We start from the raw sequence: 26,794 nt of genomic DNA, 5'->3' as shown, positions 1-26,794 counted from the left end.
CGAGGAGAGCTTCAAAGTATTTATGATAGATATGTATGAAGAATGTCTGAAAAGGTATAAAAATATGTGAATAAGCAGCCACCTCCATTGAATCAGTTACGTGGAGGTGCAGGTCAATGGATCAACAGGGAGTCATTGATAGTAACCCTGCAAAATACGGAAACAAAAACACTTTTTTTATTTGCTTTGGGTGGAACTATCAAAAAGCCGTATATCATTCGGAGATACTGGTTCCTTTCTTTAAACAATTAAAGTGATATTCCGCAGGTTATTTTAAAAACGATCCTTTTGTTGAAGATGGTTAAATTATGAGCATAAAAAGTGCTATGACATATATAAATAACATTCTTTTTTATACATATAAAATCAATATCATTAAACTTATTTAATTATTCATTGTACGTGCGGAAAGCCAGATATGTATATGTTTTCATAATAAATTCTGAAGCATTGTTTCTTATGATTCTAAATAAGTTAGAAACAAAAGTACTATTGTAGATTGATTCTATGAGTGGGGTTTATAGCTAGTAAGGCACTGAGGATAGAGATTTTCAGTGCTAATCTCTCTTTTCTAATTACTTTCTAATGTATTTTACCATAAATTTTAATATTTCTAACAGATGATTTTATCTTTGACAGCGTTTCAAACACCTTGTACGGAATTACTAACTCTTACCAAATCCGTGCTGTCTTACTATTTTGAACCGCAAGCGTAGATAATGCAGGAAAATATTAGAATCCCATCTTTAATTTCATGTGCAAGTCTTTAGATCAATGCAAGTGTCTGGTATAAGTGTCTCCAAAATAAACCAATGTAACTATTTTTAGTTACATTTTGTCTATTTTTACTATATGCTTTTGTGTATAGTATTATGTAACAATATTTAGTTACTTTTAATTATTACAATGTGATGAAAATAACTTATTATTAACATATATTTATAAAAATATACTTAATTAAACCGTTGTTTTCGCACCCATACGAACAAAACAGGCTATTTTTACGATTTACTCAACAAGTCCCGGGAATTTTAATAATAAATGCATGTAAATATTACTATTAGTAATGTTTAATAATTTATTTATAAGTTGAGTATTAAAATTAATGGAGTTTGCTTGACTGAAAATATATTATATTAAGCTATATTTATATAATAGTTTTTGATGTGTTTAGTCTATAGGTTGGGTGCTGAAAAGTATAAAATAAAACTAGCGCTAATAGTGTTCAAAGTGAGTAAAAAAACCCAGTACTTAACAAGATAATTATGAAAGACTAAAAAGAACTTATCAAAAAATATTATCTTTATCTCAGAACTTCAAAAACCCAAAAATCCAAAAACCCCATATTCTTATAGTCTATGTGTACGAAATTAGCGATCATGCAAAAATGGCAAAATGGGTATGTTTTTCTAAAAGTGACCATTCCATAGTATGTAGGAATACATATGTTCTAACCTTCACCATCACCATGATTTGCATGAAAATGGTGCAAATCATCATACCCTATAATCAAACACCCTTATTCTCATAGTTACTGTAATCTAGTAGATTGCATTTTGATTGCATAATTGAAGAGTTAGTACCACAAACATGATGAATTTTTCTTTGAGTGAACAAACTTCAGCTATAATTACACACAAATTTCAAATAATTACGAAGTACAGAAGTTCCCAGAACAGAACACATAATTATCCATTACACACACGTTTAATTACACAGTTTATGTAAACTTATAATACTAACTAATAAATTAATTAGCTAAGTTATAATTTTATATACCTATATTTATATATAATATTATAATGCACCAAGGCTACCACATGAGTAGTATAAACTATTAAATAAAAATAGGTTAATAAAAATAATACTCCTTACATATTTTAAAAGTATAGTAACAAATAATTAATAAAAATGTATATTTTTTAATAGATTGCAAGTTATATATGTATAACTGTAGACTTTTGCAGCGTTGCAAATCTTAGCACACAACTCCTCAGCTAATATGCACTTAAGTGTATATTAGCTGAACTCAATCTATTATTGCTGAAAATGCATATTGTATCACTTATAATAGTTCCTAAACCTAATATGATATGCCGTATATGTAAGTATCTATGACAGGTGGCACTCATGGATAAGAAACGACTTTTGATATATTCTACAGTTTTTCTCATCATGGGACTTTCAAACTCTGTTATTCCAGTCCTGCCGGAGATTGCAGCAGGCAGCTTTGTATCATCAGGGACCCTTTCATACACATTACTCTTTTCCGGATACTTCATAGGAGCATTACTCACCATGATTCCCTTTGGTTTCATGGCAGACCTATATGATAACATGAAGATTATCGTTCTTGCCATTGCACTTACATTCTTTGCAGGAATGATATTGACACTCACCGGAAATATCTATCTACTGATCACTGCCAGACTCATAGAAGGCATTGCCTGTGGTGCATTTTTTCCTCCCGCTTATTCAATACTGGCTGGTTTCCATGAAAAGAACCAGTATATAGGAGAATTTAATTTTCTACTAAATGCCGGACTTGCTGTCGGAGTACTTTCATCCGGTTTCCTGGCTGCCTGGTCGATAAGGGGAGCAATTATCCTGTTCACTGGCCTGTCCATAATAATACTGGCTATCAGTGCATCTATCATGTTTACAGGGAAAGAACCAACAAAAGTAAGAGTTAAGAAAATATCACCTTCCCGGGAAGCCAGGAACGTATTCAGTAAATTGTTTAATATCAAATTTATCCGTATCTGGATAACTGCATTCCTGATTTTTGGGATCACTGGAGTAATGCTTGCATTTTATTCAGAATACAGCAAGGACATGCTTAGCAAACCTGAACTTGGCATTGCTATTGCTATCCTTTATGCGAGTTCCATGGTCACCAATATCATCGTTGGAAGAATGAACCTTCGTTTCAAAAAGATGATCGTCTCAGGGATCCTGCTGGCAGCAGCTGGTGTAATAATCGCCATCAAATCCCCTTTTATAGGTTTTGCATTAATAGGCATTGGCTCCGGAACAGGAATGATAGGCCTCCCCATAGCTGTTTCACACATGCCTTTTGATAAAGGTCTTGCCATGGGGATCTTCAATACATACACTTATGCAGGACTCGCATTCATGCCAATTATCACAGGGTTGTTCGTTAATATGGGTTACCCGGCAGTGTTTATCTTAAGTGCTGTTTTTATGGTTCTATCCCTTTTCCTAAAAGATGGAGTGAAAAATGAAGAGTGAAATTTCGGAGATGCTTTTTGTTTTTTACTATTACTGCCTTTTTGTGAGAGCGCAGACCTTGCCACAGCCCACACTTTATGCTATTTCTATAAGTTAAAGTTTGGTTAGCGGGGCGAAAGTATTTCAAAACCACATTTCTATTTCTGGGTGTTCGGATGCAAATTCAGATTCATTAAAACGTTTTTATCTGACTTTTATAATCATCATCAGATGAATATAAGCTAAAAAAGAGAATACTTCTTTCACATTTTTCAGTAAAATTATACACAGAATTTTGTAATGGATATAGGGCATATACATACCTAACAAAATAATAATGGACCTACTTTTTGCATCGACATTACTAATTATTGCAGGTAGTTTTTTCGTACTATTTTACATTTCACACTATTTAACTAAACAAATTAAAAAATGTAATATAAATATATTCAAATAAAATACCCTCCAAAATACACACTGTCAAATAAAATAAGATCAAATTACTATAAGTAATAATAATTTAATCATTTATTAACTTCAATTTCGTGCAGAAAACGACTCCGAAATATCTAGTTTCGTTCGCATGGTTACGAAAATTAATATATACTAGTATATTTTTATAAATATAATACAATAATTTATTATTTTTATATCTGTTAAATAATTAAACGTAATCAAATATTAATACATATTTATATATAGTATAGTATCTTTAAAATTAAAAAATACGTGACTAATAATAGTTACATACTATTTTTTTAAAAGTGAGAATTAAAACTGTCCTCAATAAAATATAGATGAGACCCTTTTCATTTTACAAAAAGTAGATTCAAATAGAAACTTTATTATGCGAAACGCCTGTTTCATAAAATAATGACAGCCAGTAAAAACAGAATTAAGAAGCATAAATGCCCCGGCAATGAAAGGCATAACACGTACAAACACACTACTTCTAAGTTTTCGATACTATTCTTTTTACTCTTGTTCCTGATTCCGACATGCAGTGCAAATAATATTATTGAAATAAATCCCGTTGATACACCACAAGGTGCCGTTATTCTCATTATCGACGGGCTCAGTTCCTGCTATGTCTATCCAGAGTATACGCCTTATGCAATTGATGGCAGTGTGCTGGACAAAGCCATGCCTGAAAAAATGCTGCAGATATTTGATAATAGCTGCAGGGTACTAGATGTAATCGCCCCTCAGACATTCACAGAAGGCGGTCATTCGGTGATAGCAACCGGATATTCGAAAGCCGACGGAGTTCTTGTAGGTTCTTCTGGTACAACCATCTATGATATAGCTCATGATAATGGATATTTGACATTTGGAATTATGGAAAAAGGAGATTCTTCTGGATTCTGCAGCAAGCAGAATGTGATAATCCATGATGCAGAGAACTCAATTACAGAGCCTGAAATGATCATAGCGACAAACCGGATCTCAGGTGCAGGCAAAGGCATATCCCTTGACATTGCAGAGCTGATGCAGAAGAACTCCGCGAAATTGCAGGCGCGTTTAGATACATATCCGGAAGGGTCCCAGGGAAGATATGATATATACAACATATGGGCTATTGAAACCGGCATGCATATCGTTGATCTCATGGGCACGGAGTATCCCGGACAAAACTACATCCTCACAATAAATGCAGGAGCTGTGGATAGTGCTGGCCATTACAAAAAAGACAGCGGGTATATTGCAAGTATTGAAGGGATCGACAATGTTACCATGGAACTGTACAAAACATGCATGGAGAACAACATAGCCTTCATATTTACTGGAGATCATGGAATGAGTTTTTCCACAAAGGATTCTAAAGGAGGACATCAGGCAGATAAATACTCCGTGATGCCTGAATCCCAGAAAGTACCTTTTGTCATTGCAGCAAAGGACGTTAAGATTGAAGTAATAGAAGGACAATTCGGGCAAGAGGATATCGCCCCTACCATCCTTGAGATTCTGAACATGCCAGGAAAACTGAGAGCATCTGACGGTGTAGCTATCCCTGTAAAAGACTATGTGAACCTTAAGGTCATCGTTCCTGAAAAGGGTGAACTGGCCCTGATGGAAAATGAAGCTGTACTTTTTGAAACCACTACCTATGAAAGCATTTCATTGCTGGGCTTGGTGCCGGACCGAGATTATATACTTAAATATAGTTCCACAGCAAACCCAAACAAAGATATTGAAATGCTAGTTAACACCGGATCAAGTACGATCATTAACATGCATGCCCCCTCAAAACAGTCCACAAATGATAAATCCTACCAGAACCCACTTTATATTGCAGGAGGAGGACTTATAGGGGTTGTAAATCTTGCAGGACTTTTACTTATACGTAAAGTCCTGAAAGAATAGGAAAAATCAGGCGGATCTGGAATGAACAATGAGGGCAATGGAATTGACCATACGATCTTATTTGCACTTTTGGAGAAAACATCAGGCCTTTTTAAAAAAGAGGCAGCTCTTGTTCGCATAACATCAGCTAATGTCATGATAGTTGGTGATATTCATGGAAACCTCAGGGCACTTGAGTTCATTTTGCAGATGCGTAGGAAATTGGAATGTAACGACATTGTGTTCCTGGGAGATTATGTTGACAGGGGCAAAAATTCAGTAGCTGTTCTCAGCCAGTTACTTGAGCTAAAACTGAGAGAAACACAAAACATTATTCTTCTGCGGGGAAACCATGAAACCCTGGAAATGAACAATAGATACGGATTTTATGAAGAGGTTCGGGATTATGATCTGTTCCTTGCTGCAAACCGGACATTCCAGGAAATGCCAATAGCAGCACTGATAAATAATAGCATATTCTGCGTGCATGGTGGCATTCCAGAACAAGCGGAAATTGAAGAGATAAGCAAAGATGACTCGTTCCCGTACCTGTGGAACGATCCATCGAATTCCAATGGAATGACACCTTCATCCAGAGGGCTGCGCCCACAGTGCTTCGGAAAGGATGTATTTAATGAGTTTATGGAAAGAAATCATCTTTCATTGATGATACGAGCCCACACTGCCCTTTTTGAAGGATATGCATGGTGGTTTGACAAAAGACTGCTGTCTCTTTTCTCCACCCCGGAATACACAGGAAAAAACAATGTCGCTGCATTTTCCACCCTCATAAGCAGGGAACTTTCCATCCATAAATTTGGGAGATCTGAAAACGATAGTTACTCATTGATTTGCAATAATTTTTGATTCACAATTGTTAAATATCTAAAAATTCATAATAGTAGTGTTAGGGAACATTTAAGTTATCCGGAAACAAATCAGGATAAGGGGAGATTAAATGACAGAAACAAACATTGATGTTAGGGGACAAACATGTCCTGTTCCTCTTGTGGAATGCCGCAAAGCTCTCAAAAAAGCCGCTCCGGGTGATGAGATTGTCATAGTGGGCACCCACCCTGCTTCCAAAAAAGAGATACCCATGGCATGTGAAGCAATGGGGCTTGAAGTTATGGGAGTAGAAGAGAAAGACAACGAATGGAAAATACGCATCAAACGTTAGGGGGAATTGTATGGCTGAAAAAGCTGTAATAATAGTTCACAGCGGGGATCTTGATAAGATCTACAGTGCCATGATAGTTGCAAATGGTGCACTTTCAATGGGTATGGATGCTTCTCTTTTCTTTACATTCTGGGGCCTGCAGCGCCTGAAAAAAAATGGGCTTGATAAAGGTCCGCTTTCCAAGATGAATTTCCTTGGGTTGGGGAAATGGATGGTTAAAAACAGGATGAAAAAAGCCAATGTTGTTTCGCTTGAAAAACTGATGACAGATTTCAAGGAACTTGGCGGAAAGGTCATTGCCTGTGAGATGACAATGGAAATAATGGGAATAAAACAAGAACAGCTGCATAGAGAATGGATAGATGAATATGGTGCAGTGGGCACTTATATAATGGAAGCAAAAGACGCTAGTATAACACTTTTCATATAACTTACAAGCGACATTCAAAAGCAATGACCTTTTTAGAGGAGAAACATATGTTCGATAAAATGATATATATTGATAATTCCGCCAGTACCCGGTTAGATGAAAGGGTAATGGATGCAATGAAACCTTACTACTTTGAGACCTATGCAGTAGCCACGTCTGAATTCGGATACTCAATGGGTATAGAAGCAAAAGAAGGATTGGAGCAGGCCAGGGAATCAATTGCCTCCTCACTGGGAGCTTCAGCAGAGGAAATTGTGTTCACATCCGGAGAAACAGAATCAAGCAATATGGCAATCAAAGGGGTCTGTGCAGCCTTAAAGAAAAAGAAAGGAGAACACATAATTGTATCAAAGATAGAGGATTTCCCTGTCCTGAACACTGCAAAGAGCCTTGAGAAAAAAGGCTATACTGTTGATTATATCAGTGTTGATGCTGAAGGAAATGTGAACCTTGAAGAACTCAAAAGCAAGATACGCAGTGACACTGTCCTTGTCTCTATCCAGCACGCCAATCAGGAAATAGGAACCCTCCAAGACCTTAATACAATTGCAAAAATATGCAAGGAAAAAGACGTGCTTCTTCATACTGATGCCACACACAGTTACACCAGAGTTCCAATTGATGTCGTAAAAACACCTGTAGACATGATATCCATATCAGCTCATACTATTCACGGACCAAGAGGTGTCGGAGCGTTATACATCCGCAAAGGCACACCCATTGAAAAATGGATGGATGGAGGATACCAGGAAACAAACCGCCGTGGCGGACTTGAGAATATACCTGGTGCAGTTGGTTTTGCAAAAGCTGTTGAACTTGTTACTCCTAAAGAGAATGAATTCCTGTCATCACTAAGGGATTATACCATCAAAAGAGTCTTTGATGAGATTCCCCACGTAACCCTCAATGGAAACAAAACACAAAGAACCCCACAGAATGCAAACATAACTTTCCACTATGTTGAAGGTGAATCAATGACACTACACCTGGATATGAGAGGCTTTGCAGTGAGTACCGGCTCGGCCTGCTTCAGTCGCTCTCTTGAAGCAAGCCACGTGATACTCGGCATTGGTGGTGACCACGAACGAGCCCATGGCTCCATCAGATTCACATTCGGACGTTATAACAGCATGGAAGATGTGGATGCAGTCGTGGATGCTATCAAAGAAGTAGTAAGCCAGCTCAGGGCTATCAGTCCCCTGTATAACAAATAATGATAAATGAGGTGTGAATATGAAATTCCCGTATACTGAGAAGGTGCTTGAGCACTTTAAGAATCCCCGAAACGTAGGGAAAATCGAAAATCCTGATGGAAAAGGACTTGAAGGAAGTCCTGCTTGTGGGGACATGGTTGCTGTTTACCTGCAGGTCAACCCGGATACACAGGTAATTGAGGATATCAAATTCGAATCATACGGTTGTGCTTCTAATATTGCCACTGCTTCTATCATCACGGAACTTGCAAAAGGCAAGACCATTGCAGAAGCAAAGAAGATCACATGGCAGGAAGCCACAGAAGAACTGGGAGGACTTCCTCCTGTAAAAGCACATTGTTCAGTGCTCGCAGTTGAAGGTCTTAGATCTGCTATCCGTGATTATGAAGAAAAGCATGGTCTTGTAAGCGAAAAGGAACCAACTACAGTTGATATTGTAAGGAGCAGGCTGAAGCATGTCATGAACCCAATGGCAGGACTTGATATTGTAAGGACAGAGATTGTTACAAAAATAGAGGTCAATGACGGAGTTGTCAGGGTACTTCTTGACCTGCCCTCCAATCACCAGTTTGCAGCAGCCATTAAAGAGGACCTCATCGAAAAGATAGAATCCCTGTGGGATGTTAAAGAGGTCAACGTTGTCTTTACTGAGTGAATAAAAAAATAAGTGGTATCTTTCTTACCACTTACCTCTCTATTTATTTATATATTATATTTTGTTCAGAAAGTTCATTAGTTTTATTTCTCATAATTAATTAAATAACATTTGTTCTTCATTCTGATGTAAATGACTAACCATCTTTTTTCGGTAGCAGATAATGCACAGAGGATTTATCATTTTTAAATTATGGTGTTAAAATAAAATATGAAGTAGGTTTTCTACAGAGCCGATTATTTCATATATCTATAAACCGTACCTTGGATTGATAACAGGTCAAAAACTCATCTGAACTCGATAATAAACTTGGGTGAGAAATAAACACATGGATAAAGAAGAATTACAACAGGAACGAATAGATTTACTTTACCAGATTAACAAGCTTTTAGATTTTCCTCTGATCCTGTTGTCGATCGTATGGTTGGTCCTTATTGTTCTTGATTTTGTCTACGGGCTCTCCCTGCTTTTGCAAACAGCAAGTATGGTTATCTGGAGTGTTTTTATAGCTGATTTTTTTATTGAGCTGTATATTGCTCCGAAAAAAAAGGTTTATGTTAAGGAAAACTGGCTTGTTGCTCTTTCTCTATTTTTGCCCGCGTTGCGGATTTTAAGGTTATTTAGCGGATTCAGAGTACTTAAAGTTACGAGTTTTGTCCGGTCTCTTAATCTTGCTCGAATTCTCTCTTCTTTTAACAGAAGTATAAGAACTGTTAGGCAGGCAATGAGACAGCGAGGCCTGGAATACGTTCTGCTCCTTACTGCTTTGGTGACTTTTGTAGGGGCAGCAGGCATGTATGGTTTTGAACGCCCGGGTCTCAATTCCTATGGGGATGCTTTCTGGTGGACAGCTATGATTATAACGACACTAGGAAGCGACTACTGGCCAAAAACCGCCGAAGGGAGGATACTGGCTTTTTTATTATCTGTTTATGCTTTTGCAATTTTCGGATACATAACTGCAGCCCTTGCAAGCCTTCTTGTAGGAAAAGAGAAGGAAGCATCTTCAAATGAAATTGCAGAACTGCGTGGAGAAGTACAGAGGCTTTCCAATGAGATTAGCAAATTGTTGGAAATAGAAAAAGGTAACTTTAAGTAACCCGACTTTGTCAGATTATATAGTTATACCAATCGATGCTATCGATTTCACTACGACCAATAAATTTGGCATATGAGATCTGGTCGCGGGAAGAGTTACTGAAAATCGTAAGCATAAGAATCTCTAAACATTTTTCCCAAACATAGAGAACGTATTCTCTTTGGCATGTGAGTTAATTATATTATTTTCATAGCCTTATCCCTGGTAAGTGCCGATGTAGCAGGACCTTGTCCTTTATGAATTTCTTGTTCTCCCACTCAATTAGTTTCCCATCCAAGGCGTGAGATTAAACTTCGGGCAGCATTCTTCTTTCACTAATATCACCCTGTACGTTAACTAATTGTCTAACATATAATTATAAAAGGTCTTCGGAAAATGACATTTCTGCTCATTATAAGATAAATAAATAGTCCAGACTATCTGCAATTAGACTGATTTTTAAGTGATCGGTGCAATTAATGAATCAGATGACAAAAGACGCCCATTTAATTATTACCAAAGCAGAAGAACTTGGCCTTGCAGCTTACATGCTGAATGCATCTGATATATATGTAGAGAACAGGGTAAAACTAAAGTGTGCCTATGATTGCAGAGGGTATGGAAAACGTCTGAGCTGCCCACCACACATCATTTCCATTGATGAGTTCAGAAAGATCTTGAAAGAATATAATACTGCTATCCTGCTTATCGAAGAACATGATACTTTTGCTGAAAAAGATATATTAAAAGCCTGGTCAAGGCTGCGTAAGGCAACATTTCACAAGATGCTGGAACTTGAGCATGATGTTTTCAGAAAGGGTTTTACATATGCGCAATTACTCAGGCCAGGTGCATGCAATGAATGCGAAACCTGCGGAGATAAATGCAACAAGCCTGAAATGAGACGTTTTCCTCCTGAAGCTGTTGGAGTGAACCTGTCCAAGCTCATGGAAAAGAACGGACTGGAAATGGAATATTGTAACTTTGACAGAGTCAAATGTGTGGGAATACTACTTCTGGAATGAGCTGTCATTACATACAGTGTCTTGATGATCACGAGGGAAAAAAGTGAGAGTTAATGAAGACCTGAGCGTAAATGCAAGTAATCTGGAAGAATTTGAGGAAATTATCGGATTCAGATTTAAAGATAAAAGCTACCTGATTCAGGCATTATTGCATGGCTCACTGTTTAGCGGAGATAAGGAAAAACTTGGTAACTTCAGGAAAGCCAATAACCTTGAGAACAAAGATTATGAAAAACTGGAGTATCTGGGCGACTCTGTATTGGGCCTGATAATTGCTGAATTTGCATACCATGACAAAGAGATTGACAAATATGCACATTCAAATGGCCTTACAATAGAAGGCGTTTCCACGAAGATCAAGGAAATACTTGCTTCAAATAAGAACCTGAAGCCTGTAGCCCAAAAAATAAGACTCTCAAGATTTGTATTAGCTGAAGAGCATGTAAACATTGAAGGAAAGCTGTCAGATATAATAGAGGCGCTCATCGGTGCGATATATCTTGATGGCGGATACAATGGAAAAACAACAAATACCGGCAACTGCAGTTTTGTAAATAGTAATTACTCAATTGCAAGGGATTTTGTTTACAGGTTCTTTGATATAGACAATGCCCTGAAAAATATCTCGGTCTCAAACCCAAAAGGACTTCTACAGGAAAGGTTCCATAAGAATAGAATTGGAAATCCATTTTATAAGATCATTGATGAAGAAGGACCGGATCACGATAAATATTTTACTGTCGGACTTTATCTTGGTGACAAGTTACTTGCCACAGGATCAGGCAACAGTAAAAGAAAAGCTGAGCAAGCAGCAGCGGATCTTCACTTGCGGCATCTGGGACTAGACAAAGACCTGTAATTTAGAATATAAATCACACTACTTTTTTACCGTTGTGCCACTCATTTTTCAATTTAAATACCAACAGTGAGCCTGCCAGTGCCAATGAGATGGTATTGGCGATCACCAATGCATTATCCTGCTGGATCAGTCCATGTAACAACCACAGTGTCATTCCTGAAGTGGAACATATCAGCATCAGAAGTGAGACATCCTTTGTGGATTTGGTTTTAAGTGCTTTGAGCAACTGGGGTGCAAAAGCAATGGTGGTTAAAGTTCCTGCAATGTAGCCGATCATATGATCATCCCATGTATACGGATATTTCTGATGCTTCTATGATTTTCAGGAATTAAAGTTTCCTGCGCATCAGACTGATATTTATTAGCACTATCAGAAAAGAAATGGATAATTGGGCATTCTCATCAATAAGTTTAAATAAATTGTAATAACTTCTCATATATGATATTCTATGAGCTAATTCCTAGGGAATAAAGCTCATAATTAAAGGTGGTAATCAAAATGCTCAGTCCAAATCCCCAAAATAAGCATCCTGAAATTAGTGAAACTGCATGGATATCTGAAACTGCTATCATTGTAGGAGATGTCAAAATAGGGGATAATGTATTTGTGGCCCATAACGCCATCATCCGGGCAGATGAACCGGGCTCTTCTATTGTGATCGGTGACAACTGCAACGTGCAGGATAATGTAATAATACATGCATTGTCCAATTCTGAAGTCATCATTTCCAATGATACATCACTTGCGCACGGCTGCATTGTCCACGGACCCTGCATACTAGGCCAGGGATGTTTTGTAGGATTCGGAGCTGTGGTATTTGACTGCAGCATCGGAAACGACGTTCTTGTCCTGCACAATGCTACAGTTCGCGCAGTGGAGATACCTTCTGGAAAGGTCGTCTACGACGGACAGGTCGTAACAAAGCAGGATATTGTTGAAGATCTTGAGGATATTACTGCTGATCTTGCAAAATTCAAGAGCTCTGTAATTAATGCAAATATCAAACTTGTTGACGGTTACAAAAACCTCGCTCAGGAAGCATGATTAAAAACTGAGAATAAAAAGTTTAAATGAAGAAATAAATTCAGATGAATTTCCCATCCATTTTTTCCATGACCGTTTTTCCCATATCGGTCAGGACGTATTTTTTCCATGTGGTCTTTGAAGGCGTGAGGCATTCAATAAGTCCCCTGTCTTCAAATTCCTTTAAGGCACGGCTAATGTTCTGTGTAGACCTCTGGGTTTCATGCGCTATTTCGGAAGCATTGACCATTATGTGTTTTTTCATGTATTCCATTATAATGAGTCGGCGGTCAACGCTTACAATCCACCTTACATACTCATTGATTAAGTCTTCTGTCATGATTTTTCCATCTCATTATGATACAGGAACCGTCTGAATACCCTGTTGTGGTTTTAAATGGTGTTATTTACTGCAGATTACTATTTAACCAATTCTGTATCCCATTCATTGTCTTACACTATCCGGTATATAAGTTCAACAAGCCCGGAGCTATACTCCTGTGTCCCTTTGAGCTTAAGCCTTATGCTTTTTTGTATGTCCCTGAAAAGTGGTATACCTTTCACTAGCACGATTGGCTGAATAACTACCCTGAGCTCATGGATGAGGCCTTTGTTGAGAGTTGGGAAATAATGGAAGCACCGCCTGCGATCCAAATTAATCCTCCTGTTCTGTTCCACCCCTATTTGTTAGTTGTCTCTTTTGCGTATTATGTCAATACATACGGAAAGTCTGTTATCTTCCATTCATCTTCCTGTTTTACCAGCTCAATTTGTTTTGTTGTTACTTCGAATTCCGGCTCGACCTCTATGAAGTTCTTAAGTGAGAACTTGATAGCAATGGAGGATTCGTTTACCAGTACATCAACTACAGCATTGTCTTCATCTACGTATTCTTTTGTTACTTCTATGAATTCATACTTGTCAGGATTTACATCTTTGCAGATGTCTACAAAATCTGGAAGACTGGTTTGTTGCCTGTAGCCTGATGACATCAAGTCATAACATGTATCATAGTTCCCTTCATTGAACTGTGAAACGAATTTCTCCACTGTTTTTGATGGGCTGCTTCCAATTCCGGCACATCCGGCAGCCAGAACGACTGCCAGTAATATGGTTCCTATTATAACTTTTCTCATAAATAACGCCTAAATATAAATTATATACACTAATTAAGTGTCCTTTCATGTATAAATGTGCATTTGCGAAACTGTATTTATCCGATTTTCGGGATTACTCACCAGATCATTAGATATATCCTTTATATATGGGCCAAGTATCATATCCTTATAAGCTCCACCTGCCGGAACCTTCGGATAGAGTATCTCTTCCCTGTCTGTGCAAACTTCAAGGAAACAAGGTCCATCTGCATTCAGAAATGCTTCCATGCTGTCTTTCAAATCTCTTCTATCGGTTATCCTTTCTGCATAACTGAAACCAAATGACCTTGCGATCTCTGCAAAGTGAACATCCTTTGGCCTTTGTGTTCCTGTCCTGATTCCCTCGTATGCTACATCCTGAAGATTCTGGACCATGCCGTCACTTCTGTTATTCAGCATGAGTATCTTGACAGGCAGATTAAGGGATGCGATGGTGTGCAGCTCTCCCAGGTTCATCCGCAGGCTACCGTCACCATCGATTGCTATGGCCCTTGCGTCAGGGTTTGCATAATGGACACCGATAGATGTTGGTATGGAAAAACCCATTGTACCAAAGGAACCTGACGTCATGAATGATTTTGCGTTCTGCATGGGCAGGTACTGAGCTGCAAGCATCTGGTGATTACCAACACCTGTGGTTATCTTCGTGTTACCATCAACATAAGTTGAGAGCAGAGACATGACCTCAGCAGATTGGATGTATTCGGATGCCCGGTTGTAATCCAGAGGCCAGGACCTCTTCAGGAATCTGGCACGCTGCTGCCATTCATGGATATTCAATGTGATTTTATGCTTTTTAGCATAGTTTAGCAGGTCCCGGATCGCTGTGGCAGCATCCCCGATAAATGAGAATTTAGGTCCTCGTTCTATCTTTATCTGATGCATCTTCTCGGGATTGATGTCAATGTAGGCTATGTCGGTACCTATTGCAAACCCGACCTTCTCCGCGACCCTGTCATCCCAGCGGACACCGATGGCGAAGAAGAAGTCGTTCTCCTGGATGAGCATGTTTGCATAGGGTGTGCCGAACATTCCCAGCATCCCGAGGTTAAGGTCTTTCCGTTCATCAACGACACCCTTTGCCATGAGGGTGTTGACAGAAGGTATTCCAAAATACACATTGAATTCCCTGATTGCCTGACTTCCTGTTTCTGAGTTCAGGCCGCCGCCCAGATAAAGGAGCGGTCTTCTGGAGTTGAGCAGCAACTGGAAGAATTCTGCACACTGATCCTCCCACAGGTGTCTGTCATCGTGATAACTCTCCTCAAACCTCAGAACATTCATGTCCTGGTATTCATGCATCTTCTGCTGTTTGTCCAGAGGAACATCTATGACTACAGGCCCTGGTTTTCCAGACATCGCATAGTAGTAGGCATCCTTGATTATCGACTCGAGGTCATCGTCATTTGATACCTGGATGACCTTCTTGGCAGCTTCCCCGAAGACCCCTTTGACGTTGATATGCTGGAACGAGTCGGTCCCTATCTTATGCTCAGGGACCTGCCCTGCAAATACAAGCAGCGGGATGCTGTCACCATAGGCATCAGCTACACTGGTGAGTGTATTGGTGATGGCAGGTCCGGATGTGACTATGGCTACACCGACCTGTCCGCTCGACCGCGAGTACCCCGCCGCGCTGAAAGCCGCCGACTGCTCGTTCGAGTTAATAATTATCTCGATATCACTCTTCTCAAGGGCATGGAATACCGGAAGTATTGCCGCTCCGGTGTAACCGAAGATGTGTCTGACCCCGAGATCCTCCAGGCATTTAACTAAAATCTCTGCTCCATTCATTTCTTCCATTTTGATTCTCCGTGAAAGAAACGATCCCGGCACAGGATACACTAATCAGTAATTAACCAAAAACAGCGCACTTGAGCCAGAAAAGTTTCCGTTATCTTGCTCAAGCGTTTAGCACTACCACTACTACAGACACGTTGGGTAAGGTGTGAGTTGTGGTAGGATTTGACATTAAGTTAGGATTGGAGGAGGTGGTATTTAAGGGTTTGGGGGATACAGTAGAAATTGGACTTAAATTAGAGTAATTTATTTATGCAATAGAATGATTTTTAAAAGTATGCCTAATTTTGAAGTTCTATATTATCCGTATTATGAACCATCAGGAACTTGGCTTCGAAGCAATTTATTATTTTTTGATAAAGTGAATTCCATAGTTCCAAAAAATTCAGAGTATTTGATTTCTGAAGAAATAACAGAATTACAGCAGTATGATGACCTTTTTTGCCCAGTAACCCAACTTCTATTTACCCAACATTGCTAGCAATAAAAGTTGGCATACAACTACTGATCAAAATTTAGAATTTGGCCTGAATTCACTTAATTCTATAAACTACAATTCATTAGATTCACCAAAAAACATGCTTATTCGCTCACTTATAAGTTGTTCGATTCCAGATAAAATTAATAATTTAGCAGTGGAAGATTTTATGGACCTTCGCGATGAATACGCAGATATTCGATTATTGTTTCAACAAGGTGTTACTGATCTTAATAATATACATAATTTGAATGATATTCCAGATGCTTCTTATTTAAGTGCTAAAATAGAGGAAATAACAGATGAATTTGAATCACAGGTTAATGACATAAAAAACTTAACGCTTCATAAGTGTATGAAATTTGTTTCGTTTTCGCTAGGGGTTCTTTCTATATGTACAGTCCCACAGCCTTACATAAGTGTACCCGCTGCTCTATCAGCATTGATAGTTGAAAAAATTAGTGATTTAGATTGTTGTAAATGTAATTCAAATAAAAAAACAATTCATCGAATGATTAGTGGTCTTAATGCGGACGTATATAGTTTAGCAGAAATAAGAAAACTCGTCTAAATTTTCCAGAATATATGTATAACTCAAGGAACTGTTGTTGAAACAAATCTGGTGAAAATATCAAACACTTATTTATAGAAACATACTCTGAAAAAATAAGAAACAATGCCTCTCAGGCATTCATTTCCCCAAAAACCTTCCTCTCCCTACAGAACAGCACATTCTCCCCGTTCCACATATCGATCTCCGGCAACACATCATCAAACCATTTAATGTTCTCAAAGCCTTCCGGCTTCAAAATATCTTTATTATTCATGAATGCTATTGTTATCAAAGAATCATTGATCAACTTCCAATCATGCGGAGTAAATTCAAATGAAAAGGCTCACCATCTTCATCAGCAGTGTTCAGAAAGAGTTTGCAGCCGAGCGCAAATCTCTATTTGATTTTATTAGTGGTGACGCTTTGCTCCGGCGCTTCTTTGATGTTTTCATGTTTGAGAATCTACCGGCGATTGACAGGAAGGCAGACGAAGTATATCTGAATGAAGTGAAACACTGCGATATCTACCTTTCTCTGTTTGGTGAGCAATATGGATGGGAAGACAACGAGGGCGTTTCAGCAACCCAGAGAGAATTTGAAGAAGCCACACAGTTGTGTAAACCAAGACTTGTATTCATAAAAGGTGGCGATTCCGTTGCAAGGCATCCAAAAATGGAGAAACTGATAACCAAAGCAGGTGAACAGCTTGTACGCCGGCGATTTTCAAGCCAACCTGAACTGAATACCGCAGTCTATGCAGCATTGGTACAGTATCTTGAATACACCGGATTAATACGTACCGGGCCCTTCGATGCGTCTGCATGTCCCGGTGCAACACTTGAAGACATTTCTCCGGAAAAGATTAACTGGTTCATTGCAAGAGAACGGAGTGCCAGAGAATATGCACTCCATGAAAATATCTCCGTTTCAGATGCTCTGAAACATCTCAACCTAATGGATAGGGAAATACCATCAAATGCTGCAATACTTCTGTTTGGAAAATCACCTCAAAGATTCCTTATAACATCTGAAGTAAAATGTCTGCATTTTCACGGTAAGGAAATTCAGAAACCTATCCCATCCTATCAAATTTATAAAGGAACAGTCTTTGATCTGGTAGACCAATCCGTAGATTTCGTTATGTCAAAGCTTGCACGTTCTGTAGGCACAAGAGATCAGGGACCAGAAGCTCCTGTGGAATACGATATCCCACAAGCAGTTGTAGCTGAAGGGATTGTCAATTCAATTGCCCATAGGGACTATACAAGCAATGCCAGTGTGCAGATTATGCTTTTTGCCGACCGCCTTGAAATATGGAATCCCGGAAGACTGCCACCATCTTTATCCCTGGAAAGTCTGCGTAAGCCACATGCATCTCACCCTGCCAATCCTCTTATTGCTGAACCCCTGTTTCTGGCAAAATATATCGAAAAAGCAGGGACCGGTACTCTGGATATGATCCAGCTCTGCAGAAAGCATGACCTTAACGAACCAGAATTCATATTGGATGATGGTTCTTTCGTGCTTGTCCTTCGAAGAAAGAGCAAAGCTAGAAAAGTCACCACGGAAGTCACCACGGAAGTCACCACGGAAGTTATTCTGGCTAATACTATTATTGGTGAAATGACTAGAAAAGAACTTCAAGATGCTCTAAGCTTGAAAAATAGTGAGCACTTCAGAAAACATTATCTTTTGCCTGCACTGGAATCTGGAATCATCGAAATGACAATTCCAGATAAACCCACAAGTCGAAAACAAAAGTATAAACTTACTGAAAAAGGTCAGATATTAAAAGCAAAAAATAAGAGATAGATACTTCAGGCAGCCATTTCCACAATAAGTCACCCCGGAAGTCCTCTTAATCAACACCATTGTCGCAGGGGAGCAACAGAAGTCTACCTTAATTCTAACTGAAAGTAAAAATCAACAGGTTTCTGTCATGTTCAGGGTTAACGATTTAAACTTTGTCGGTGAGTAATAATTATGGATGCCCTTGGGATATTAAGAGAACATGAGAACGTGATGATGGAGCGTTTTGGTGTCAAAAAAGTGGGCGTTTTCGGTTCTTTTGCAAGGGGAGAGGAACACGGAGATAGTGATGTTGATATCCTTGTGGAATTTAAAGAAGGTCAAAAGACCTTTGGTAATTATATGGAACTCAAGTTCTATCTCGAAGAACTCTTTGGAAGAGAAGTGGACCTTGTCATTGAGACTGCCATAAAGCCACGGCTGAGAGAGCATATCCTGAAAGAGGCTGTTTATGCCTAGAGACCAACTGGTTTTCTTTGCAGACATGCTTGCAGCAATTGAGAAAATCCAAAGGTATGTGGAGAATATCACTTTTGAGGAGTTTTTGGAAGATGAGATGCGGGTTGATGCTGTTGTCCGCAACCTTGAGATAATTGGTGAAGCTGCAGGCAAAATCCCTCCTGAAACCAGATATAAATATTCCCATATCCCCTGGAAAAGGATAGTGGGATTGAGAAACATCCTGATACATGAATATTTTGGCATCGACATGGACATAGTATGGGACATAATCGAGAACTACCTCCCGGATTTAGAAGTAGAGACACAGAGAATCCTGAAAGACAAGAAATCCAGTTAGTTGGCTAAAAAATTGAAAAGTGAGGGACTGTTTTGAATCAGGCCCTTCTTCTATCTTTAATCCATTATTAAAATAAGGTTACTGGGTTAACTTACTTTTTATTTAATGGAGATTATGCAGTGTCCCAGTATGGTTTATAACCATAGTACTCAGATATCTTATTTACATATTCTCTGTGAGCTTTTTCTTCATTTCTTGGCCAGTTATCTTTGTCAAATCCAGGGGCATTTTTCAGTTTTTCCTTATCAACATTTATAATAAATTTGTTCTCACCTGATTTTTTCCCCAATGCTTCCCATGGTATTGCAAAGTATTTTTCCCCAATTCCTAGGAATCCTCCAAAGGAAAGTACGGTATATGCCACCATTCCACTATCCAGGTCAATCATTATATCTTCTATATTCCCTAAATCTTCACCTTGTGGATTTTCTATGGATATACCTTTAATATCACTTGCAGCCAAGGCTGTTCTATGTGTTCTCCGCGTAGAAGTTTCTTTTTCAGCAGGAGTTTCACGTACTCTCTCCCAGTATGGTTTATAACCATAGTACTCAGATATCATATTTACATGTTCTCTGTAATCTTTTTCTTCAATTCCTGGCCAGTTTTCTTTGTCAAATCCAGGAGCATTTTCCAGTTTTTCCTTATCAATATCTACAATAAATTTATGTTCACCTGTTTTTTTCCTCAATGCGTCCCAGGGTACTGCAAAGTATTTATCTCCAATTCCCAGGATTCCTCCAAAGGAAAGTACGGTATATGCCACCATTCCACTATCCAGGTCAACCACTATATCTTCTATATTCCCTAAATCTTCACCTTGTGGATTTTCTACTGAATCTTTTCTAATTGTACTTGCAGACAAAACTTTTAATACTTCCATATTTAACACTCCCTAATTTTAATTATTAATTTAAATTTCGATTTTCATCATGAGTCCTAAATTCTTTGTGAGAACAGATTTTGATTAAGATTAAGTTGTCTCAAAAATCCTACTTTCCTATTTTGACTACAGTCGTTGAGGTACTGATTTTTGAAACACGCTCTAGACCTACGCCGACCCCGCTTAGATCTACAACAATCGTTGTATCACCGCTTGAGAATCCCCACTCCCAAAACCGGATATATGTCCAATTGAGACTCACATTTCGTTCTCAATCTCACACTTTTACACATGTTCTTTATATACTTAACATAATTTGAATAAAACATAACATACGCTATCAAATTATAATGCCATTGTAATTTTTAACAGCGGTAATAGAGTTCGTTCTTATACAAAAAACATGTGAAAAGGTATGGAATTTGGTGAATATCCTTCCCAATAAAAAGTTTCCTTATCTGCAATCTGCTCTTCTATCAACCTGAGAAAAATGTAGAGAATTCTGATTAGACCTTTTTTTAATTTTCAAGAATATGTTCCAGACAGTACAACTGTCTGGTCATTCAGAAAGAGAATTATCGATCATATATCACAACTCTTAAAATTGCCACTGCATACAATGTAGGAGTTTCCATCACTTCCTCTGGCTAACCGGTAGTACGTGGTCTTGTAGTACAAATTCGCATGTACAGGATTCGTATACACATATTCCACCCATCCTGTGCCATTTTTCAGAGCTCCGCTAACAATTTCATCACGGAAAGGTTTGCCAGTGACATCTGTCTTCCCTTTAAAATTGGTACCGACCAACAGAATATTGTCTGCATGGGCGACCATCGTCACATTCACATCATACACGAAGGTATAGAGGGCCGGGTTCTCAAGATCACGATACGATGCTTCACCTGCGTTGATGCGCTGGAACGTGTCAGTAGCATTTTTCTCAATTGCCGTGGCGGTCGTATCCACAAGTGCTATCACTGCTTCATCCATGAACGTCTGCCGGGCACAGCTGACACCGATATTCTGATAGACGATCTGTTCGTAGTCACTGATCCCATGCTCATCTTTCTGATCCCGCACTGCATCAAGAGCCTGCTGGAAGGACTGGACAACAGAGTCAGGGACATCTTTACTAAATGCATAGTAAGTATCCTGAGTATGTAATTGATATACGACCATGTAGCTGTTGTAGTTCCCTGTCGCCTGTTCAGCGAAGTACCTGCCTGAGTTCTCAGGGTATGCCCAGAGGTCGATCTCACTGTTATCCAGTAAAGCAATAAGTGTGGATACGTTATTTTCGGTCACTATCTGGCTCTGGTCTACACCAATATCGAGCAGGTACTGGATCGCAATATCATCGGTGATAACTCCTATAAGATAACCATTCAGGTCTTCAGGACCTTCTATTGTGATTCCACGGTCTGGCCTGGCAAACAGGACCTTGCGATTAGTATAGATAGGCCCGGCCCACTTGAATAGTTCCTCCCTGTCAGGAGTTCTTGCCATGCTGAATAGAACTGTATTGTTCCGGGTGAGAGCCGCCTGATATCCTTCTGTCCAGGAGACGAGGTTTATCTCCTCTCGATATACTTTATTCCCCATTTTGTCAGTTATTGCCTCTAGCAGATCAACAGAAATTCCCTGTATGGTTCCATTTTCCTGATAATTATAGGGGGGAAGTTGTTCAGTGTAATATGTCAAACTGGCCAATTCAGAGACACTGTCCATATCTGCAGATTCAATTTCACGTTCTGACAGGCATCCTGAAGCTATGATCAGAGCACCAGTAAGCACTATACTAAGGAAGAGATACGTATATCGTAATGAGGTTGACATAAATAGTATACACAATCAATATATATAAATAAATAATCATTCGACTCTATTGAAATCTCTTTTGAGTTTTACCTTTTCTAAATTATTACATATACAAAATAGGAAATAAGTTTTCTACAGCCTGGAAAGCGGCGCTCCCATGTTCACAAGATGATGAAAAACTTTGATTAACGTAACGTCATTGTAGACGGAGAGGTAGCACATTCTCCTGCAACCAACACATAATTAAATATTATAGATAGTATAATTTGCACTGGAAACGTGGGGGTATTTATGGACATATATAATTACACAGTGTTCTAAAATAAACATTATATATACCACACATTATTGAAGAGTATAGAAGAATTGTAATACTAAAATAATCACCCTTGTTAAGTATAGTGCTAATTAAAATATTAACAGCTATTAAAATAAAAATCACTTTACATTAATAAACACCATTATATATTAATATGATAAAAAGTCAGTCTGAAACATCGTTGTAAAATTGCTTGTGTGTTTTGCCAAGGATTGTAATTAACCCACGACCGATATAATTCCGCATATAGTATTATTTGTATTATTATTAGATGGATTTATATATTATCCCTTATACAACCTATGAGGACATGTATCCTCCCCAGTGGTATACTTTACAGATATGGAATGAATTAAGATTGGTAATATCTCTGATTGTTAACTATACTACATGTTTTTCAAAAAAATTGAATTCGCGTATATGGAATAATAACATTCCAATGGTCCTGAATGTTCAAAAAAGGCATTTAGTACCGTTACTTCAATACGTTTTGCAATTCTTGCACTTAATCAGTTTTCAATTATATGGGATACTAGATACATGCTGTTGCACATTGAAGCAACAGATTTGGTGCGTATATTCAGGTGAAATTGTTTCATAGATACTGGGGTATGCTAGATGGATTTTAAAAAAGTAACTATTCGTCATAAAATATTGATAGTATCTTTGTTATTAACTATATTACCTGTAATTATTGTTGGTTTTTATGCTTACGACCAAACAGAAGCAGGTACCTGGTCCCAATTAGAAGAGTATATAAATGACCAGGTGTTCCTTGAAAAGGTATATATAGAGTCTACTTTTTCCCTTGCACAGGACAAAGTAAATAGTGACCTTGGAGTTGCAAGGGCCGTTTTTTACTCAAAAGGTAATCCTGAAATCGTTGATGGACAAATGGTACTGGGGGAAGATTACGTTGTCAACAATTATTTTGAGATCGTCGATAATGTCAAGAATATGGTAGGAGGGACTGCTACTGTATTTCAGGTACTGGATGGAGAGGCTGTAAGAATCTCTACTAACGTTATCACCGATGAAGGAAAAAGAGCAGTCGGAACCACAGTGTCGCAACCAGTGTATGATACAGTTGTCAACAAAGGTGAAACGTTCTACGGAAGGGCATGGGTGGTCAATGCCTGGCATCTGACCGCATACGAACCGATCAGAAATAGTACTGGTGAGATCATAGGTATTCTTTACGTTGGTGTTCTTGAAGAGCCATTTATCGATACGATAAGGGATCATATGGGTGGAATTGTTGTAGGTGAGACTGGATATATCTATATAATGGACTCAGAAGGAAATCTTGTAATTCACCCTAGTATAGAAAGTGAGAATATCTACGAGCATGACTTTGCAAAAGAGATAATCAACAACAAGGAAGGTATTATTGCTTATGAGTGGGAGGGTCGCGAAAAAATTGCAGGCTACACGTACTATGAGCCAAATGATTGGTATATAGTATCAACTACTTATTATGAAGAGTTTGCAGGTCCTCTACTGGCAATCAGGAACAGTTTAATAATGGCTGTTTTAGTCTTTGTGATTCTTGGTGTTTTAGCTGCATTCCTTCTAAGTAAATCTATTTCAGATGGAATTCAAAGAATAGTTACTGACTTTGATGACATAACCAATGCTACTCTTCAGGGTAAACTGGACAAGAGAGCAAATATTGATGTCGGTATTGATCTAGAGGCGATACCCAGGGGTTTCAATCAAGTACTGGATGCTGTGAAAGAGAATGAAGAAAAGCTTCAGGCATTCATAGACAATGTTCCTGTTGGGATCTTCCGTACTAATTCTGATGGAAAAGCTCTTCAGGCAAATCCTGAGATGTTACGGATCATAGGCAGAGAGGGTGAAGAGCAAGCTCTCGAACACATGCAGAATGTAGGAGAACAATTATATGTTGATCAGGAACGTCGTGGGGAGCTTATCAATTTCCTTGCAAAACAGGGTCATGTTGAGAATTTTGAATTTGCGGCTCTACGTGCAGATGGTAAACATGCCTGGTTAATGCTCAATGCGAGGATAAATGTAAAATCAAAAACAGATGATAATCCGTTTTTAATAGATGGTTTTGTCCTTGATATTACAGAACGTAAAAAAGCAGAAGAAGCACTGAAAAAAACTGAATTGAAATATAGACAGGCACACAATATACTGCAAAAGGTCATTGAAAGTCCTAGAGATGTTGTCATATTTGCTCTTGACGAAGATTATCGTTACATTGCCTTCAATAAAAATCACCAGGTGACAATGGAACATATATGGGATGCAAAAGTAGAGATTGGTGTCAATATGCTTGATTACATCAAAGATTCCGCAGATACAGAAAAAGCAAAAGTGAAGTTTGACAGAGTACTTGCAGGAGAAGCCTTCACGGTTGTTGAAGAACACGGTGATTCTTTACTCGAAAGAAAATGGTATGAGAATGTATACAGTCCTCTTGAAGGTGATAAAGGAAATGTTATCGGACTTACTCTGTTCATGACTGACATCACTGAACGTAAACAAGCTGAAATGGCACTTCTTCAGGCTAAATTCCTGGCTGAAGAATCAAATCAAATTAAATCTGAGTTCATTGCAAATATGAGTCATGAACTTCGTACACCACTCAATTCAGTTATTGGTTTTTCCCAGATCTTAAATGAAAAAATATTCGGAGATTTAAATGAAAAACAAACGAATTATGTATCTAATATACAGAAAAGTGGCAACCATTTGTTAGAACTGATCAATGATATTCTTGATATTTCTAAAATTGAATCAGGTAATATGGAATATACACCTGAAATAACAAATATCAAAGAAATAATGGATGAATTAGTAGTACTAATTGAACCTCTGATCAAAGAGAAAAATATTGATTTTGAAGTCAACAGAGAATTCGAAAAACCAGAAGTAAATGTTGACAAGATGAAAATCAAACAGATCATACTTAATCTTCTTAGCAATGCTATCAAATTCACACCTAAGAACGGTAAAGTGTTGCTTAATTCAAAAATCGTGGACAACAATTTTGAGATCTCCGTATCTGACAATGGCATTGGTATTCCTGCGGACCAGAAAAAATCTATATTTGAACCATTCAAGCAGGTTAGTTCATTTGCAAACCGCAGCCATGATGGAACTGGATTAGGACTTGCAATTGTTAACTATTATGTAGAGATGCATTCTGGTAAAATCGATGTTGAAAGTGAAGTTGGCAAGGGAAGCACTTTCACAATTACAATACCAATTGATTCAAGAAATAATTAACCACTTTTACAGAAAAACTCTGATTTTGACCCTTGCCTCATCTAGACACGTAAATCGAGCACCTTCACTCTATTCCGCATTGTAATAACAACGAAAAACAGCTCTCACTTTTACAAGAATCAATATCTGTAGAAAAGAAGAATTGTGGTGGGCCCCATGAGATTCGCAACCCAGATGAAGATATGGACGAAGTATATAGGTACAGTCTTCAGAAGTGGAGACGCTATGTTTAGTTAATAATGCCAAAATTAGATTATTGCAAATTTACTCGAGTTTGGATAAAAGATATGTGTCAACCCATTGAGGCACCTGATTTTCATCTTTGATTTGAATTGTTCCATCGATATCTTTCTCGACAATTAAAATTGAAGCCTCATCCGAATTATCAAATACGTATGCTCTTCTGCATAACTTTACTGCATCATACAAAAAACTATTAGAACGTATATATCGATCTGATATTTTATCATCAGGAACATTATGTTGCCCTTTTTCAACACGTTCTTTTACTCTTCCCTGGTTAACGGTGCTATCTGATGTACCTATGAAATAAAGATACAGCTCCCATCCTTTCTGCTTAGCACGTTCCATGAATTCAAGCTTAGATTTATGTGAAAATACGGTTTCAAATGAAAACAAGTTGATAGCTGTCATCGGCGGTGAATAATTCCCCACTTTCGGCGGTTTAAAATTCCCCAGTTCACAATTCCTGACAAAAGTTCAAGGATTGTGAATAATGCTGAAAGCGGAGGATTGGCTATTGATTAGAGATTTGTATTCACAAGGTCTGAGCATCAGTAAGATCTCAGAAAGAACAGGTAAAGACAGGAAAACAGTGAGGAAATATGCCCGCCAGACGACACATCCTGAAATGA

General features: G+C 38.3%; 25 protein-coding genes and 2 pseudogenes. 18 read left to right on the top strand and 9 right to left on the bottom strand.

Translation table 11 applies throughout. The features are described 5' to 3' along the window. Positions 1–2,130 precede the first annotated feature (2,130 nt). The 10 genes from BB781_RS12510 (at position 2,131) to BB781_RS12465 (ending at position 12,015) form a co-directional block, all read left to right on the top strand. Positions 2,131–3,252 carry an MFS transporter gene (locus BB781_RS12510; protein WP_094228825.1) on the top strand — a complete coding sequence of 374 codons (1,122 nt, stop codon included), beginning with the start codon at positions 2,131–2,133 and terminating at the stop codon, positions 3,250–3,252. Between the two features lie 852 nt (positions 3,253–4,104). Then, a complete protein-coding gene (locus BB781_RS12505; protein WP_094228824.1) occupies positions 4,105–5,595 on the top strand; it encodes a sulfatase-like hydrolase/transferase in 1,491 nt (496 codons plus the stop codon). Between the two features lie 21 nt (positions 5,596–5,616). Next, positions 5,617–6,441, top strand: coding sequence for a metallophosphoesterase (locus BB781_RS12500; RefSeq protein WP_094228823.1), 825 nt, complete (start codon positions 5,617–5,619; stop codon positions 6,439–6,441). Between the two features lie 91 nt (positions 6,442–6,532). Beyond that, a complete protein-coding gene (locus BB781_RS12495) occupies positions 6,533–6,754 on the top strand; it encodes a sulfurtransferase TusA family protein (RefSeq protein WP_094228822.1) in 222 nt (73 codons plus the stop codon). Positions 6,755–6,764: 10 nt separating this feature from the next. Further along, entirely contained in the window at positions 6,765–7,184 is a 420-nt protein-coding gene (locus tag BB781_RS12490; RefSeq protein WP_094228821.1) for a DsrE/DsrF/DrsH-like family protein, read from the top strand. A gap of 47 nt (positions 7,185–7,231) precedes the next feature. Further along, the gene (locus tag BB781_RS12485; RefSeq protein WP_094228820.1) at positions 7,232–8,398 is read left to right on the top strand and encodes a cysteine desulfurase family protein; all 1,167 of its coding nucleotides are present in this window, start codon (positions 7,232–7,234) and stop codon (positions 8,396–8,398) included. A 19-nt stretch (positions 8,399–8,417) separates the two neighbouring features. Further along, entirely contained in the window at positions 8,418–9,053 is a 636-nt protein-coding gene (locus BB781_RS12480; RefSeq protein WP_094228819.1) for an iron-sulfur cluster assembly scaffold protein, read from the top strand. Positions 9,054–9,381: 328 nt separating this feature from the next. Then, positions 9,382–10,152: a potassium channel family protein gene (locus tag BB781_RS12475; RefSeq protein WP_094228818.1), complete on the top strand. Its 771-nt coding sequence runs from the start codon at positions 9,382–9,384 to the stop codon at positions 10,150–10,152. Positions 10,153–10,619: 467 nt separating this feature from the next. Beyond that, positions 10,620–11,156, top strand: coding sequence for a DUF2284 domain-containing protein (locus BB781_RS12470; RefSeq protein WP_242492658.1), 537 nt, complete (start codon positions 10,620–10,622; stop codon positions 11,154–11,156). A 43-nt stretch (positions 11,157–11,199) separates the two neighbouring features. Further along, on the top strand, positions 11,200–12,015 hold the full coding sequence (locus tag BB781_RS12465) for a ribonuclease III family protein (protein WP_094228816.1): 816 nt from the start codon (positions 11,200–11,202) through the stop codon (positions 12,013–12,015). A 13-nt stretch (positions 12,016–12,028) separates the two neighbouring features. Here the strand turns inward: BB781_RS12465 and BB781_RS12460 are convergent, their stop codons facing one another. After that, positions 12,029–12,292 carry a SemiSWEET family sugar transporter gene (locus BB781_RS12460; RefSeq protein ID WP_094228815.1) on the bottom strand — a complete coding sequence of 88 codons (264 nt, stop codon included), beginning with the start codon at positions 12,290–12,292 and terminating at the stop codon, positions 12,029–12,031. Between the two features lie 222 nt (positions 12,293–12,514). Here BB781_RS12460 and BB781_RS12455 point away from each other — a divergent pair, with 222 nt between their 5' ends. After that, positions 12,515–13,060 (top strand): carbonate dehydratase, encoded by a 546-nt coding sequence (locus BB781_RS12455; RefSeq protein WP_094228814.1) that lies wholly within the window; start codon positions 12,515–12,517, stop codon positions 13,058–13,060. A 40-nt stretch (positions 13,061–13,100) separates the two neighbouring features. Here BB781_RS12455 and BB781_RS12450 read toward each other — a convergent pair whose 3' ends face one another. The 4 genes from BB781_RS12450 to BB781_RS12435 form a co-directional block, all read right to left on the bottom strand. Further along, the gene (locus BB781_RS12450) at positions 13,101–13,379 is read right to left on the bottom strand and encodes a winged helix-turn-helix domain-containing protein (RefSeq protein ID WP_094228813.1); all 279 of its coding nucleotides are present in this window, start codon (positions 13,377–13,379) and stop codon (positions 13,101–13,103) included. Positions 13,380–13,492: 113 nt separating this feature from the next. After that, a complete protein-coding gene (locus tag BB781_RS12445) occupies positions 13,493–13,693 on the bottom strand; it encodes a hypothetical protein (RefSeq protein WP_094228812.1) in 201 nt (66 codons plus the stop codon). 53 nt (positions 13,694–13,746) lie between these two features. Further along, positions 13,747–14,175 (bottom strand): NTF2-like N-terminal transpeptidase domain-containing protein, encoded by a 429-nt coding sequence (locus BB781_RS12440; RefSeq protein ID WP_094228811.1) that lies wholly within the window; start codon positions 14,173–14,175, stop codon positions 13,747–13,749. 45 nt (positions 14,176–14,220) lie between these two features. Next, complete coding sequence (locus BB781_RS12435) at positions 14,221–15,999, bottom strand: thiamine pyrophosphate-binding protein (protein WP_094228810.1); 1,779 nt, start codon at positions 15,997–15,999, stop codon at positions 14,221–14,223. Between the two features lie 644 nt (positions 16,000–16,643). Here BB781_RS12435 and BB781_RS12430 point away from each other — a divergent pair. After that, positions 16,644–17,045, top strand: coding sequence for a hypothetical protein (locus BB781_RS12430; protein WP_094228809.1), 402 nt, complete (start codon positions 16,644–16,646; stop codon positions 17,043–17,045). A gap of 112 nt (positions 17,046–17,157) precedes the next feature. On the opposite strand, the gene BB781_RS15815 is transcribed toward BB781_RS12430, so the two are convergent. Then, complete coding sequence (locus BB781_RS15815) at positions 17,158–17,301, bottom strand: hypothetical protein (RefSeq protein ID WP_164997879.1); 144 nt, start codon at positions 17,299–17,301, stop codon at positions 17,158–17,160. 59 nt (positions 17,302–17,360) lie between these two features. On the opposite strand from BB781_RS15815, the gene BB781_RS12425 reads away from it, so the two are divergent. The 3 genes from BB781_RS12425 to BB781_RS12415 all read left to right on the top strand — a co-directional run bounded on the left by BB781_RS12425 (position 17,361) and on the right by BB781_RS12415 (position 19,635). Next, positions 17,361–18,839, top strand: a complete 1,479-nt coding sequence (locus BB781_RS12425; RefSeq protein WP_094228808.1) for a Fic family protein — start codon at positions 17,361–17,363, stop codon at positions 18,837–18,839. A gap of 171 nt (positions 18,840–19,010) precedes the next feature. Continuing rightward, the gene (locus BB781_RS12420; RefSeq protein ID WP_094228807.1) at positions 19,011–19,295 is read left to right on the top strand and encodes a nucleotidyltransferase family protein; all 285 of its coding nucleotides are present in this window, start codon (positions 19,011–19,013) and stop codon (positions 19,293–19,295) included. After that, positions 19,288–19,635, top strand: a complete 348-nt coding sequence (locus BB781_RS12415) for a HepT-like ribonuclease domain-containing protein (RefSeq protein ID WP_094228806.1) — start codon at positions 19,288–19,290, stop codon at positions 19,633–19,635. Before BB781_RS12420 ends, BB781_RS12415 begins: the two co-directional genes overlap by 8 nt. A 112-nt stretch (positions 19,636–19,747) precedes the next feature. On the opposite strand, the gene BB781_RS12410 is transcribed toward BB781_RS12415, so the two are convergent. Further along, positions 19,748–20,518, bottom strand: a complete 771-nt coding sequence (locus BB781_RS12410) for a PRC-barrel domain-containing protein (RefSeq protein WP_094228805.1) — start codon at positions 20,516–20,518, stop codon at positions 19,748–19,750. Between the two features lie 496 nt (positions 20,519–21,014). On the opposite strand from BB781_RS12410, the pseudogene BB781_RS16490 reads away from it, so the two are divergent. After that, positions 21,015–21,104 (top strand): annotated as a pseudogene (locus tag BB781_RS16490) (IS5/IS1182 family transposase); the annotation flags it as partial. On the opposite strand, the gene BB781_RS12405 reads toward BB781_RS16490, so the two are convergent. Then, positions 21,101–22,357, bottom strand: a complete 1,257-nt coding sequence (locus BB781_RS12405; protein WP_094228804.1) for a transporter substrate-binding domain-containing protein — start codon at positions 22,355–22,357, stop codon at positions 21,101–21,103. The pseudogene BB781_RS16490 and the gene BB781_RS12405 sit on opposite strands and share 4 nt — an antisense overlap. A 919-nt stretch (positions 22,358–23,276) precedes the next feature. Here BB781_RS12405 and BB781_RS12400 point away from each other — a divergent pair. Further along, a complete protein-coding gene (locus BB781_RS12400; protein WP_094228803.1) occupies positions 23,277–25,919 on the top strand; it encodes a Cache 3/Cache 2 fusion domain-containing protein in 2,643 nt (880 codons plus the stop codon). Between the two features lie 264 nt (positions 25,920–26,183). On the opposite strand, the gene BB781_RS12395 is transcribed toward BB781_RS12400, so the two are convergent. After that, the gene (locus BB781_RS12395) at positions 26,184–26,573 is read right to left on the bottom strand and encodes a hypothetical protein (protein ID WP_094228802.1); all 390 of its coding nucleotides are present in this window, start codon (positions 26,571–26,573) and stop codon (positions 26,184–26,186) included. Between the two features lie 82 nt (positions 26,574–26,655). On the opposite strand from BB781_RS12395, the pseudogene BB781_RS15410 reads away from it, so the two are divergent. Next, a pseudogene (locus BB781_RS15410) lies at positions 26,656–26,794 on the top strand (IS21 family transposase); the annotation flags it as partial.

This window comes from Methanolobus psychrotolerans, assembly GCF_002243045.1.
Classification (GTDB): Archaea; Halobacteriota; Methanosarcinia; order Methanosarcinales; family Methanosarcinaceae; genus Methanolobus; species Methanolobus psychrotolerans.
This window is presented reverse-complemented; position numbering and strand designations above follow the sequence as displayed.

Coding starts and splice junctions, on each gene's coding strand:
- BB781_RS12510 (WP_094228825.1), top strand. CDS start 2,131: ATGGATAAGAAACGACTTTTGATATATTCTACAGTTTTTCTCATCATG.
- BB781_RS12505 (WP_094228824.1), top strand. CDS start 4,105: ATGACAGCCAGTAAAAACAGAATTAAGAAGCATAAATGCCCCGGCAAT.
- BB781_RS12500 (WP_094228823.1), top strand. CDS start 5,617: ATGAACAATGAGGGCAATGGAATTGACCATACGATCTTATTTGCACTT.
- BB781_RS12495 (WP_094228822.1), top strand. CDS start 6,533: ATGACAGAAACAAACATTGATGTTAGGGGACAAACATGTCCTGTTCCT.
- BB781_RS12490 (WP_094228821.1), top strand. CDS start 6,765: ATGGCTGAAAAAGCTGTAATAATAGTTCACAGCGGGGATCTTGATAAG.
- BB781_RS12485 (WP_094228820.1), top strand. CDS start 7,232: ATGTTCGATAAAATGATATATATTGATAATTCCGCCAGTACCCGGTTA.
- BB781_RS12480 (WP_094228819.1), top strand. CDS start 8,418: ATGAAATTCCCGTATACTGAGAAGGTGCTTGAGCACTTTAAGAATCCC.
- BB781_RS12475 (WP_094228818.1), top strand. CDS start 9,382: ATGGATAAAGAAGAATTACAACAGGAACGAATAGATTTACTTTACCAG.
- BB781_RS12470 (WP_242492658.1), top strand. CDS start 10,620: ATGACAAAAGACGCCCATTTAATTATTACCAAAGCAGAAGAACTTGGC.
- BB781_RS12460 (WP_094228815.1), bottom strand. CDS start 12,292: ATGATCGGCTACATTGCAGGAACTTTAACCACCATTGCTTTTGCACCC.
- BB781_RS12455 (WP_094228814.1), top strand. CDS start 12,515: ATGCTCAGTCCAAATCCCCAAAATAAGCATCCTGAAATTAGTGAAACT.
- BB781_RS12450 (WP_094228813.1), bottom strand. CDS start 13,379: ATGACAGAAGACTTAATCAATGAGTATGTAAGGTGGATTGTAAGCGTT.
- BB781_RS12440 (WP_094228811.1), bottom strand. CDS start 14,175: ATGAGAAAAGTTATAATAGGAACCATATTACTGGCAGTCGTTCTGGCT.
- BB781_RS12435 (WP_094228810.1), bottom strand. CDS start 15,999: ATGGAAGAAATGAATGGAGCAGAGATTTTAGTTAAATGCCTGGAGGAT.
- BB781_RS12430 (WP_094228809.1), top strand. CDS start 16,644: ATGGACCTTCGCGATGAATACGCAGATATTCGATTATTGTTTCAACAA.
- BB781_RS15815 (WP_164997879.1), bottom strand. CDS start 17,301: ATGAATAATAAAGATATTTTGAAGCCGGAAGGCTTTGAGAACATTAAA.
- BB781_RS12425 (WP_094228808.1), top strand. CDS start 17,361: ATGAAAAGGCTCACCATCTTCATCAGCAGTGTTCAGAAAGAGTTTGCA.
- BB781_RS12420 (WP_094228807.1), top strand. CDS start 19,011: ATGGATGCCCTTGGGATATTAAGAGAACATGAGAACGTGATGATGGAG.
- BB781_RS12415 (WP_094228806.1), top strand. CDS start 19,288: ATGCCTAGAGACCAACTGGTTTTCTTTGCAGACATGCTTGCAGCAATT.
- BB781_RS12410 (WP_094228805.1), bottom strand. CDS start 20,518: ATGGAAGTATTAAAAGTTTTGTCTGCAAGTACAATTAGAAAAGATTCA.
- BB781_RS12405 (WP_094228804.1), bottom strand. CDS start 22,357: ATGTCAACCTCATTACGATATACGTATCTCTTCCTTAGTATAGTGCTT.
- BB781_RS12400 (WP_094228803.1), top strand. CDS start 23,277: ATGGATTTTAAAAAAGTAACTATTCGTCATAAAATATTGATAGTATCT.
- BB781_RS12395 (WP_094228802.1), bottom strand. CDS start 26,573: ATGACAGCTATCAACTTGTTTTCATTTGAAACCGTATTTTCACATAAA.